Raw genomic sequence first — 13,313 nt, 5'->3', positions numbered from 1 at the left:
CAACAAAAAACTATTACTTTATGAAAAAGCATAATACAAATATCCATATAAAGGGCCTACTTATGGTCGCCTTAACCGCAACACTGCTACTTAGTGCCTGTTCAAAATATAAACCCCTGCTTTTTGAGGTAGCCAAACCAGATGAAGTGGCCGCCCAAGAAGATATCAATAGCTATCCAGCCCTTAAATCATATATAGATTCAACTAAATATTCGGATTTTCATCTTGGAGTTGGGGTCTCTTTAGGAGATTATATAAAAAAAGGTGTGTTTTACCGCATGGTCAACCGAAATTTCCAGCAAATTGTACTGGGTTATGCTATGAAGCATGGGGCGGTCGTACAAGCAGATGGTAGTTTAAACCTGGATAATGTCAATACACTAATACAAACCGCCAAAGAGGCGGGTATGTCCCTATATGGACATACCCTGTGCTGGCATGCCAATCAAAATGCGACTTATTTAAAAAGTTTGATTGCTCCCCAAATCGTAGAATCTAATAGTAACCTTTTTGACCTTTCTGGTTTAAAGGCTGGTGATTTAAACGGATGGAACGTGAGTGGAGCGGCTTCTTCGGGCATAGAAGCAACCGGTGGAATGGCAGGTGGTGGTGCTATTAAACTGGTCAGCGCTTCCTCGGCGGTCAATGCCTGGGATATGAGCCTTCATACGCCGGTTATTCCAATAGAGCAGGGGCATCAATACGTAGTTAGCTTTTATATTAAGTCCGATAAACCAGGTAAGGGCAGAATTTCTTTTAGTGAAGATTTGAATAATCAATATCCATGGACAGATTGGATGGGCACAGGTAGTGAAACTGAAGCTTTTGAGACCAACTCAGGCTGGCAGCAAGTTAAAATTATAGTAAGGGATTTTAAAACTACTGCCAGTTCTTTTAACTTGAACATGGATTTAGGATATATAGGTGACGTAAGTTATATGATTGATATTAATAGTCTTTTAGTGGAGGACAAAGATGTCAGCTCTGGGCTGGAGGCTAATTTATTTGAAAATGGAGACTTTGAGGCAGAAAATATAAATGGTTGGTCAGGTTGGGGCAATAATTCTGTCAGAAGCCTTTCAGGGCCATCTGAAGGTTATAACGGAGGAGCTGCACTTGAGATGACCAATCCCTCAGTGGTGAACAGCTGGGAAGCACAAACCGCTTATGATTTTTCTACTCCATTCCAAAACGGCTCTACTTATAAACTAAGTTTTTATATTAAAGGTAGCACGGCTGGCGTCATCAATGCCTCGTTTCAGGAAACAAAAAATTATGCCAGCGATAATTTTCCTGATTTTAATATTACCACAGATTGGACGAAAGTTGAAATAGAGGCTACGGTGAGTGCGGCAGATAGAACCCGGTTTTTATTTAGTTATGGCAATTATGCTGGGACGATTTACATTGATAATATTGCGCTGCAAAGAGAGAACCCTGATTTAGGAACAAAGACTATTGAGAAAACAGCCGAAGAGAAAAAGGATATTATATCTGGTGCTCTAACGGACTGGGTTTCTAAAATGGTGACCAATTGTAAGGATTATGTGCATGCATGGGACGTGGTTAACGAACCTATGGATGATGGCAATCCCTACAACTTGAAAACAGGCGTTGGCAAATCTCAAAGCGAGGATGAGTTTTACTGGCAGGATTATATTGGAAAAGATTATGCAGTATTGGCATTTAATCTGGCGCGTAAATATGGAAACGCCACCGATAAATTATTTATAAATGATTATGGCCTGGAAGCCAATACAGAAAAATGTAAAGGATTGATTGCCTTTGTGGATTATATCGAAAGTAAAGGGGCCAAAGTGGATGGTATTGGCACACAGATGCATATTGATATTCATGCAGATAGTGCGAAAATAGTCCAGATGTTCCAGTTACTTGCAGCTACCGGTAAACTGATTAAAATTTCCGAATTAGATATTGGCCTGGGTGAAAATACACAAACAGCAGACGCTACTAAAGAGCAGTATCTAAAGCAGGCTGAAATGTATAAATTTGTGATTGATCAATATTTTAAAAATGTCCCGGCTGCCCAAAGATATGGCATCACTTTTTGGAGTTCATTGGATAGCCCCGCTAATTCAAGCTGGAGGCCAGGCGAACCCATTGGTCTTTGGACCGAGAGCTATGTCAGGAAACTGGCCTATGAATATGCCGCAAAAGCTATTGAAGAAAATATGGGGCATTAGTTAGGAAAAGTGCTTTTTAATGGCAAGTTAGTTGCCTATTGGCCAAAAGTCAGTCAGACACTAGCTTTTTTGCAGGTTATTAGAAAGCAACATAAAAATAGATTCAGTAACCCAATTAGCAGCTTGCTGGCCTGAGGAGCAATAGCTCACCAGGGCCAGCAAGTTGCTAGTTGAATAAAAGAAAGAATTAAGCAATGATCAGACAGGGGTGGAAACGGACTGGGCTTGTATTGGTACAATTGGGAATGCTTTTTCCCTTGGCAGCTATTGGACAGCAAAGTAAACAGGATTTGCAGCAGTTATATAGTGGCAAGTTAGCGCAGCAAAGGTTTAAGCTATCTGAAGTACAGCTTTTGGAAAGTCCTTTTTTGCAGGCAGAAAAGACGGATTTGCATTACATATTGCAACTAAACACCGATCGATTATTAGCACCCTATCTTAGGGAAGCCGGACTGCCAGCGAAGGCACAGTCATATGGGAACTGGGAAAGCATGGGGCTGGATGGGCATACGGCAGGCCATTATCTGACTGCGCTGGCGCAAATGTATAGATCCACCGGTAATATTGAATGTAAAGATAGAATGGATTATATGATCAGGGAACTCCACAGGTGCCAGCAGCAGTCCCTGGAAGGGTATGTGGGCGGCATACCTGGAGGTAAAAAAATGTGGCAGGCGCTCGCTCAAGGAGACTTTAGTTTATTTGATAAAGAATGGGTTCCCTGGTACAATCTGCATAAACTATTTGCTGGTCTTCGCGATAGTTATTTGATCGGGGGTAACAAGGAGGCCAAAGAAATACTAATCAAACTTTCTAATTGGGCTGACCGGTTATTATCTAAATTAAATGATGCACAAATAAGACAAATGCTCCGTACAGAATATGGTGGCATGAATGCAGTGCTCGCAGACGTAGCCCAGATTACCGGCAAACAAAAATATCTAACCCTGGCCAAAAAATTCTCATCGCCCCAATTTGTCCATCAATTGGAACAGAAGAAAGATAGTTTAACCGGTCTGCATGCCAATACACAAATACCAAAAGTTATTGGTTTTGAGAGAATTGCACAAGTTAGCTTAGCAGACAGTAGTTATGATCTTGCCGCCAGATTCTTTTGGCACACCGTGGTAGAAAACCGATCCATTAGCTTTGGTGGCAATAGTGTCTATGAGCATTTTAATCCAACAGATGACTTTTCTTCTATGATTGAGTCGGTTCAGGGACCAGAGACATGTAATAGTTATAACATGCTGAAATTAACCGAGGACTTATTTTTATCCCGTCCTCAAGGTGATTATATGGATTATTATGAGCGGTGCCTTTATAATCATATTTTGTCCACCCAAAAACCTGGTACAGGCGGTTTTGTTTATTTTACGCCTATACGCCCCTCAGCTTACCGGGTATATTCTGCCCCCAAAAGGATTTTTGGTGTTGTGTAGGAACAGGTATGGAAAACCATGGGAAGTATGGTGAAATGATCTACACCCATAGTGGAGATAGCCTTTTTGTGAATCTATTTATCCCCTCTAAGCTTCGATGGACGGCAGAAAACAGGGTGATAACGCAGCAAAATAATTTTCCAACAAAAGCGCAAACGGAACTTATCGTAGAATTCCCTTTGGACAAGCCTGGCGCAAAAGCGATTACTAAATCGGGTACAAATAATGGGGCAAAAACATTTTCTATCTTTATCAGAAAGCCTGGTTGGTTAAAAGGACGTATGCCCAAAGTAAGTGTAAACGGGGTGCAGATACGTCCTATATTAAACGATTTTTCATATATAGAGTTGCGTAGGGATTGGCATAGCGGTGATCGGATAATGGTGCAGTTGCCTATGAAAGATCGACTGGTAAATCTCCCAGACCATTCAGACTGGGTGAGTATTATGCATGGGCCAATTGTGTTAGCTGCCAAATCAGATACGATGGCGATGATAAAGCCAATAGGAGATGGAGGGCGTTTTGACCATATTGCCAGCGGTCCATTACGCCCATTAGAAAAAGCGCCAATTTTACTGATCAGTGATCACACAGAATTGACAAACGCTTTATTACCCGTTACGGGTAAAGATTCAGTCAATAATCATCCTTTGCTTTTTACCATGCCTTCCTTAATCTGGCAAAATAAGGATAAAAACATGGTGCTGGAACCCTTTTCACAGATCCATGATAGCCGATATATAGTCTATTGGCCTGTGGCTAGGCCTGGAGATGCGCCAAAAAGACAGGCAAGCCTGGCGGCTGCTGATAAAGAGGTACTTCGCATGGCCATGAAGACTGTGGATCAAATCACCCCAGGAGAACAGCAGCCAGAGGTGGATCATTTAATGACCAGTCAAAACGCTTTTGGGGGCGTTTTTAAAAATAAACACTGGCGGGCAGCCAGCCAGGGGTATTTTGCTTATACTTTGAAGATGATGCCAGAAGTTCAGTATTTGCGCATTGGTTACTATGGAAAGGATAATAAGGCGGACGATATGGTAGTGGACGCTGCAAACAAGGACCCTAATAAGGTGGTTGATTTTGATATTTTTATAAATGACAAGAAAATAGCCAATGTGAAGAGGCCAAAAGAAAAGGAAAAGGGCTTTTTTTCAATAGATTATCCCATTGCCAAAACCCTAAAAAGGGGCAATTCAATTGAGGTCAAGTTTGTAGCCAATAAGGGATGTACAACTGCCAGAATATTTGATGTTCGACTGGTAAAATAAAAAGATTACCTTATTTTACAGTTTAATTTTATATTTTTATTAAAATATTTGTTAGTTATACAATTAATGTTTAAGTTTGATCTACGAAATTGAATAACATCCATACATATAATAAGGCATAAGATTAAATAAATTTAAGCGACAATAACCTTTAGTATTAAATAACATTAATTCCTTTAATAAAAAGATTAATCAGCAGCATGCACCAGGCTAGATAAGCATTTTTATACATATTTAAATTTCTGTAAAGTATTGCAATCGATTGTAATAATTACAAATTCTAAATTAAAATTTAATTGTACTGATAAAGTATATTTTGTATAAAATTACTTTCAATTAAGAAGTTTTACGTATCTGAAAGTTATATAAAAGGCAGTGAAATCAGAAATACAGGTGGGCGGCCAGCAGCAATTGCTAATTATTAGCCAGCTGGACACAGTGAAAGCTTATAATTCAATGGTGGGATAATAGGAAATCATAGTAGGATCGAATATGAAAATCAGGTAAATCATATTGTTTTTATCGCGACAACAGGGCTGTGAAAAATGCCCTATTAATAATATTAAATAATATTTCCCTAAACGTACAAAATTAAATAAATTTTCAAAATGCATACAAAATTAAAATGGATCTTATTTTTTTTATTGATGCTTACATTAAGAGCCTCCGCCCAAAATGGCATGATTCAAGTGCCAAATGATTTTGACATTTATCAATCAGACATTATTCATGGTCATTTGGATACAATTACGTATTATTCAAAGTCAGTTGGTACCCACAGAAATGCGCTCGTATATCTGCCACCTGGTTTTACAAATACTCAAAAATATCCAGTTCTTTATTTACTGCACGGTATCGGTGGAGATGAATTTGAATGGCTGCATGGCGGCCATCCGGATATTATTTTTAATAATTTATATGCTAATCACCAAATGGTGCCCATGATTGTTGTTATGCCCAATGGTCGGGCTATGGCAGATGACAGAGCTATAGGCGATATTATGGCACCTGATAAAATAAGGGCTTTTGCACAATTTAAAAAGGATTTGCTTTTGGATCTAATTCCTTATATACAGACGGTTTTTCCAGTACTTAATGATCCATCAAAAAGAGCCATCGCAGGGCTCTCCATGGGTGGTGGTCAATCACTTAATTTTGGGCTAACACATCTTGATCAGTTTGCCTGGATAGGCGCTTTTTCGGCTGCTCCTAATACCGATAAGCCTGAGCAGCTTGTGCCGAATGCAAAGACAGCAAAGGCTGGATTAAAATTACTTTGGCTATCTTGTGGTAATAAAGACGGATTGCTACCAGTTACCAGACGTACACATGAATATTTATTAAAGGTTGGTGTGCCTCATATTTATTATCTGATGGACGGCATACATGATTTTCATGTCTGGAAACGCTCATTGTATCTATTTTCACAGCTGTTGTTTAAGTCTATAGATCCTGCAGTATTGGCAAATTATCAAAAACTAAATACGGAGGACGCGGCTAAAGGGGCAAAAATACATCTTTAGTCGTTCTGTGCTTTATAGTCATTAAAACTAGGTTGAATCGATAGGTGAAATATGTTTGTATTTGAATTACCTGTTTGGTGATGGATTAATGCACGTATGATAGCTATATATTAAAAAAAATAATTAATTAAGTAAGTAAGTAAGTAAGTAAATAAATAAAGAATAGCCGAATGAGTTTTAGAAAGTATTTTAAAAGAAGTTTTCTCCAAAAAACGTTAACGATCTTGTGTGGATTTTTGTTTATCCATGCCCTTCAAAGCGTTTCTGCACAAAACAGGACCGGAGATAATGGAGACGGTACTTATACCAATCCTGTAATTGCAGCTGATTTTCCTGATTTGGATGTTATAAGGGTAAAAGATTGCTATTATATGGTGAGTACCACCATGTTTGTCTTTCCAGGTGTGACTATTTTAAAATCACATGATCTGGTAAATTGGTCTTATTGCAGTAATGCCGTGCCTCGATTTGATTTTGCCAAGCAATATAATCTTTTAGACGGCAACCGATATGGCCACGGTCAGTGGGCCACCAGTTTGAAATACCATAATGGAAAGTTCTATTTACTTTTTATTACTTTGGATGAAGGCGGTTTTATGTGTACAGCAGATAAGGCAGAAGGTCCCTGGAAAATCACGCATTTACCCAAAGGCTTCTATGATCCCGGACTGTTTTTTGACGATAACGGGAAGATATATGTTGCACATGGTAATAGTAAGATCATGATGACCGAAGTGGATGAAAATCTCCGCCCAATTGGTCCTGATTCTTTGGTTTATACAGGGGATATAAGATCCGGTCTGGAAGGGACACATGTGTATAAAATTAATGGATACTATTATCTCTATTGTACCTATGGGGGCCTGGATGGGATACAAGTCGCACTTCGTTCTAAAAATATTTATGGACCTTATGAGCAAAGGGTTGTTATTAGAGACACCACAAAAGGCGTTACTTTTGGGATTCACCAAGGAGCACTGATCCAGACCACTACCGGTCAGTGGTGGACGATGCTTTTTGTAGACAGTGGCCCCTTTGGCCGTTTCCCATCACTACAACCAGTCAAGTGGGTAGACACCTGGCCAGTGGCAGGAGAAAATGGTCATGGTGTGATTACTTATAAGAAACCGGATGTTGGTAAAAATTATAACGTGGAAGTATTACCAACAAATGATGAATTTAAGGCACCCATACTTGGTATGCAATGGGGCTGGAACCATAATCCAGATTCTACCAAATGGTCATTAAGTGAGAAAAGTGGTGTACTGAGGTTACATACAGTTCGTGTAGTGGATAACCTAACAGAGGCCGTAAACACCCTGACCCAGCGACCTTTTGCTAAGCGCAACCACCTGCTGCCCACCATTGCAACCACCAAAGTGGATATTAGCCATATGCAACCAGGTGATATAGCAGGTCTTGCAGTTTTTCAGGACCCTTACGCTTATATTGGGATAAAGCGGGAAGCCAACAAAGATCTTGTGATTATGGTCAATAATGGCAAGATCATCGATTCCGTACAGATCAACCAAGGCGTAGTCTATCTTAAAACCCTGGCCTCTAATGCCACCAAAAAAGCCAGTTTTGCTTTTAGCTTGGACGGCGATAAGTACAAACCTTTGGGCAATGACCTTGAAATGGCGTTTAATTTGAAAATCTTTACAGGCAATAAATTCTGTCTGTTTAATTACCCAACAAGAAAGCTTGGCGGTTATGTTGATTTTGATTGGTTCCACACAAATTATTAATGATGAAAAGCAGTAAAAGTCAGTTAAGGAGGGTAATTATTAATTTATATTATGTTTTATTAGCCTGTCTTTATGGCGGCAGCATTATGGCCCAAAATCCACTCATCCGAGATCAGTTTTCTGCGGATCCGACAGCCCGTGTTTTTGGAGACCGGATCTATATTTATCCTTCTCATGACATACTAGCAAAGCCAGGTCATGGTCAGCCGGGATGGTTCTGTATGCAGGATTATCACGTTTTTAGTTCTGAGAACTTAACAGAATGGAAAGATCATGGTGTAATATTGTCTCAATTTACCGCACCCTGGGTGGATAGTGGATCCTATAGTATGTGGGCACCTGATTGTGTTTTTAAGGATGGCAAGTATTATTTTTATTTTCCAGCAAAGAAAAAGCACGCTGAGGTTGGTTCTAACAAGGCAGATCCAGCTGTCCAAAACCCTTCTAAGCCGCTGGAACATCCCATGACTGGTGTGCATGGGCAAGCAGTACAGTCTAATGCCTTATTTTAGTGAGAATTTTGATGAATTACATGAGAATAACGCAGAATCTGTTTTTGAAGTACAGATGCACAACGGCACTGGTTGGCTAGGGGATGATATGTCAGATTCTTGGCGCTGGCAGGAAATTGGGATGTTTGATGGGACAGGAGGTGCCTGGTGGAATTTGGCCCCCAATAAAAAAACCTATAATGAGTTTGAACAGGGAGATCCACGTAAGTATATGACCTTATGGTGTGATGGAGGCGCTAAATATACCCAGGTGGATGGTACGGTTACAGATTATGCTTATTGGATGGCACACCTAGCCACCAATAAAGATTTATATGGAACCAGAAAGTATTGCCCTGATGTGCAGGTATCAGATTTTGATGATGGCATCAATGACAGGCTGATGCGTTATGCGGATGTTTTATTAATGTATGCAGAGTGTTTAAATGAGGCTGGCGATATTGAAGGTGCCAAAACCTATATCAATATGGTGCGTACCAGGGCAAATAATATAGTCCCTACTGAACAGCCACAGCTTTGGTACCACTCCTCCAAAGGAACAATCCCTGATGTGGATGGATTACTGGCTGAAAATATAACCATTAATGGAGTAAAGATGAACAGTATTAAAAATATCATTGAACATGAAAGATATGTAGAACTCTGCGGAGAATATGACCGGTATTTTGATTTGCTTCGTTGGGGTATGGCCGATGAAACCTGGCTTGAACCCTTAAAGGCAATAGGATGGACGAAGCGGGCAATGTATTATCCATTTCCGCAGGTTGAATTAGATAATAATAAGCAGTTAACAGGTAATGAGATGAATAACAGTAATTAAGTTTTTGATTTTAAGTTATTATTGAAGAAAAATGATTAAAAACAGTTTGGAAATGCGAATTAAGTATAAACATCAGATGGTTTTTATGTTTTTGTTTTTGGTGGCCATGGGAGGCAATCTTGACGCTCAGTCTTTCATTAAAACGAACACCGGCATAAAAACATCCATCAATGGCTTGAATTATGAGTTGGAGATATTTAAACCGGATCTAATTCGTGTAAATAAGCGCCCTGCTGATTTAAAATTAAAAAACAGCAGCCTTTCCGTAATCAGGCAGGCTGATCCGAAGGTGTATTTTGAAGTATTGGATCAAAATGATCTCCTTACCTTGAAAACAGATTCTTTAAAAATCAACCTCGATAAGATCAATGGAAGTATATCCTTTTTTTCAAATAATGGACAGTTGCTGTTAAAAGAATCACCTGGCAGTATAAGGATGAAAAAAGATGAAGGTGCAGATCGAGGTTATTACAATGCCCGTCAGGGTTTTGAGTTATTGCCTAGTGAAGTGCTTTACGGCCTGGGGCAGCAACAAAATGGAAATCTGGATCAACGCCATCAAACCAATTTATTGGTTCAGGGCAATACCAAGGTGTCCATTCCGTTTTTTCAGTCTACAAAGGGTTATGGCCTATTCTGGGATAATTATTCACCGACTGTTTTTAAAGATACCTTAAATATTGTCAGTTTTACATCGGAGGTATCCAGTGGAATTGATTATTATTTTATGAAAGGCAATACAACAGATGCTGTTGTCCGGCAGATGCGATTTTTGACTGGCAACGCGCCTATGTTGCCACTTTGGGTCTATGGTTACAATCAATCCAAAGAAAGATATAAAACCCAGTTTGAATTATTGGATGTTGTAAAAAAATATCGCCAACTAAAAGTACCGCTGGATGGCATTATTCAGGATTGGCAATATTGGGGAGATGACCAGCATTGGAACGCCATGCAGTTTGATTCAACAACTTACCCTCGACCTAGGTCGATGGTAGATAGTGTCCATCAGTTGCATGCGCACTTATTTGTGGTGGCATGGCCAGGTTTTGGGCCAAAAACAAAGCAATATAAGGAATTTGGCCAAAAAAATATGTTACTTAATTTTGATACCTGGCCACCAAAAGCTGGTGCAAAGATTTATGATGTATATAATCCCAAAGCGAGGGATTTGTATTGGTCCTATTTGAATAAAGGCGTATTTTCCTTGGGGGTTGACGCCTGGTGGTTGGATTCCTCCGAACCGGATCATTTAAATGAAAAAGAATCAGATTTTGACGAAAAGACCTTTTTAGGTACTTATCGAAGCGTCAGAAATGCATTCCCTTTAGAACATATTAGTGGCATATACGACCATCAAAGAAAATTGTCAGATAAGAAAAGAGTGGTTATCCTGACTCGCTCGGCTTTTGCTGGTCAGCAGCGCTATGGAGCCAATACCTGGAGCGGAGATATTACCTCCAATTGGCCCACATTAAAGAGGCAGATCCCAGCCGGATTAAATTTTTCTTTAACAGGATTGCCCTACTGGAATACGGATATTGGAGGCTTTTTTGCCGGTGAATTCCAAAAGGGGGGTGGCGCGAAAAATCCTGCATTTCAGGAGCTCTATACCAGATGGTTACAGTTTGGAACTTTTATGCCGATGATGCGCTCTCATGGGACCAATATCCCCAGAGAAATTTATCAATTTGGTCACAAAGGGGACCGCATTTTTGACATACTGGAAAAATACATTAAACTTCGTTATCATTTATTACCTTACATCTATGCCACAGCCTGGAACGTAACGAGTAATGGTGGTTCATTTATGCGACCACTGCAAAGTGATTTTAAATCAGATCCCAGAGTGGCCAAAATTAGTGATTCATATTTGTTTGGCTCCTCCATACTGGTTGCTCCCGTAACTGAAAAGAGAGAGATTACAAAAGATGTTTATTTACCTAAAGGAATTAATTGGTATGACTTCTGGACCGGAAAACAACTTCCAGGAGGAAGTGTTGATAAAAGGGCTGTACCCCTTGATATTATGCCTATTTATATAAAAGCTGGAAGTATTCTCCCCTGGGGACCTGATGTACAATTTGCAACTGAAAAGAAATGGGATGACCTGGAAATCAGAATTTATCCAGGAGCAGATGGAACTTTTGTTTTGTATGAGGACCAAAATGATAACTATAATTATGAAAAAGGAGCCTTTTCAGAAATATTGATGGATTGGGATGATCATGCAGGGACGCTTACTATTGGCGTCACAAAAGGAAACTACCCCGGAATGCTCAAGACTCGGCGCTTTCATTTGGTCATCGTAGACGGCTCAGCAAAGGGGACAGGTGTTGAGAGAAGTCCTAAATTTAATAAAACCGTTATTTATACTGGAAAAAAAATTGTTGTAAAACTGCGCTAATTGCTACTTAGATAATTAAGCAAAACGATTAATTTTTAAACATGAAATTTATGACACACAAACGATATAAAATCTTACTAGTTTTAGGTGTGCTTTTTTGTCTGGCGAAAACATTTGGCCAGAATCCCATTATTCAAACCAGGTATACGGCTGACCCGGCGCCTATGGTTTATCATGATACAGTATTTTTGTATACGAGTCATGACCAACCAGATGCCGTAGGGTTTAAAATGACAGATTGGCTGTTATATACTTCAACTGATATGGTCAATTGGACAGATAGAGGCACAGTTGCCAGTCTGAAGGATTTTAAATGGGCTGGAAAAAATGGTGCGTGGGCTCCCCAGGTAATCAGGCGTAATGGTAAATTTTATATGTATTGTCCTATTCATTTAGGCGGCATTGGTGTGCTTATTTCTAATAGCCCTACGGGCCATTTATAGACGCGATCGGTAAGCCGATCATAAATAATAGTCCCGACGATATTGACCCCACCGTATTTATAGATGAGGATGGTCAGGCTTACCTATATTGGGGTAATCCTGATTTAAATTATGTAAAACTTAATCCCGATATGATTTCTTATACAGGGAGTGTTCATAAAATCCAAAAAAGAATAACAGACTATCAGGAAGGTCCTTGGTTTTACAAAAGAAAAGGACATTACTATTTGGCCTTTGCCTCGAGCTGTTGTCCTGAAGGCATAGGTTATGCCATGAGCGATAAACCTACAGGGCCCTGGGTCTACAAAGGTGCCATTATGGACCATAACCCATTATCCAACGGAAATCATCCCGGAATCATTGATTATAAAGGAAAATCCTATGTTTTTGGTTTTGATTATGCTTTACTGAAACAAACCACTACTCAGCATTTTGAAAGAAGGTCAGTATGTTTGGATGAAATGCATTATAATGAAGATGGTACCATTCAACAGCTTCCCTTCTGGTCTGAGGCTGGGCCAGCACCTGCTGGTGCATTAAATCCCTTTATCTGGCAAGAGGCAGAGACCATTGCCTGGTCCAAAAACATTGGAACAGCCAGTAGCCCTCAGACAGGCATGTACGTGACGGATATCGAAAATGGCAGCTATATTAAGCTCAGAAACGTGGATTTTCAAAAAGGCTGTCGCCGGTTTGAAGCCAGGGTTGCCAGCGCGGCCGGCGGCACAATTGAACTTCGCCTCGATTCACTTACGGGCAAGCTAATCGGAAAATGCAATATAATAAATACAGGTGGCCCACTAAAATGGAAAACCTCAGCCTGTAAACTGACATCTGTATCAGGCAAACACGACCTATTCTTTATTTTTAAGGGAGCCAAAGCGGCCGCTGGAAATAAACGAACCCTGTTTAATTTTGACAAGTGGCGGTTTCAGTAAGAATA

General features: G+C 39.9%; 9 protein-coding genes and 1 pseudogene. All 10 read left to right on the top strand.

The genetic code is table 11. The features are described from left to right. Positions 1-20 precede the first annotated feature (20 nt). The 10 genes and pseudogenes from FSB73_RS20480 (at position 21) to FSB73_RS27805 (ending at position 13,308) form a co-directional block, all read left to right on the top strand. Positions 21-2,204 (top strand): endo-1,4-beta-xylanase, encoded by a 2,184-nt coding sequence (locus tag FSB73_RS20480; RefSeq protein WP_225974223.1) that lies wholly within the window; start codon positions 21-23, stop codon positions 2,202-2,204. 194 nt (positions 2,205-2,398) lie between these two features. Further along, complete coding sequence (locus tag FSB73_RS20475) at positions 2,399-3,646, top strand: beta-L-arabinofuranosidase domain-containing protein (protein ID WP_146786555.1); 1,248 nt, start codon at positions 2,399-2,401, stop codon at positions 3,644-3,646. Between the two features lie 8 nt (positions 3,647-3,654). Next, positions 3,655-4,917, top strand: a complete 1,263-nt coding sequence (locus FSB73_RS25760) for a DUF6805 domain-containing protein (RefSeq protein WP_146786553.1) — start codon at positions 3,655-3,657, stop codon at positions 4,915-4,917. Between the two features lie 608 nt (positions 4,918-5,525). Beyond that, entirely contained in the window at positions 5,526-6,440 is a 915-nt protein-coding gene (locus FSB73_RS20465) for an alpha/beta hydrolase (RefSeq protein ID WP_146786550.1), read from the top strand. A gap of 170 nt (positions 6,441-6,610) precedes the next feature. Then, entirely contained in the window at positions 6,611-8,188 is a 1,578-nt protein-coding gene (locus FSB73_RS20460) for a glycoside hydrolase family 43 protein (RefSeq protein ID WP_146786546.1), read from the top strand. Continuing rightward, the gene (locus FSB73_RS20455; RefSeq protein ID WP_225974222.1) at positions 8,188-8,700 is read left to right on the top strand and encodes a family 43 glycosylhydrolase; all 513 of its coding nucleotides are present in this window, start codon (positions 8,188-8,190) and stop codon (positions 8,698-8,700) included. Before FSB73_RS20460 ends, FSB73_RS20455 begins: the two co-directional genes overlap by 1 nt. Further along, positions 8,666-9,520, top strand: a complete 855-nt coding sequence (locus FSB73_RS20450) for a RagB/SusD family nutrient uptake outer membrane protein (RefSeq protein WP_225974221.1) — start codon at positions 8,666-8,668, stop codon at positions 9,518-9,520. The genes FSB73_RS20455 and FSB73_RS20450 overlap by 35 nt, the downstream gene beginning before the upstream one ends. A 52-nt stretch (positions 9,521-9,572) precedes the next feature. After that, the gene (locus FSB73_RS20445; protein WP_225974220.1) at positions 9,573-11,927 is read left to right on the top strand and encodes a glycoside hydrolase family 31 protein; all 2,355 of its coding nucleotides are present in this window, start codon (positions 9,573-9,575) and stop codon (positions 11,925-11,927) included. A gap of 41 nt (positions 11,928-11,968) precedes the next feature. Then, a pseudogene (locus tag FSB73_RS27810) lies at positions 11,969-12,798 on the top strand (family 43 glycosylhydrolase); the annotation flags it as partial. 33 nt (positions 12,799-12,831) lie between these two features. Continuing rightward, complete coding sequence (locus tag FSB73_RS27805; protein ID WP_225974878.1) at positions 12,832-13,308, top strand: carbohydrate-binding protein; 477 nt, start codon at positions 12,832-12,834, stop codon at positions 13,306-13,308. Positions 13,309-13,313 lie beyond the last annotated feature (5 nt).

The sequence above is a fragment of the Arachidicoccus ginsenosidivorans genome (assembly GCF_007971385.1).
Taxonomy (GTDB): Bacteria; Bacteroidota; Bacteroidia; order Chitinophagales; family Chitinophagaceae; genus Arachidicoccus; species Arachidicoccus ginsenosidivorans.
Note: the sequence above shows the minus strand (reverse complement) of the source record. Positions and strands in the feature narration are given on the sequence as shown.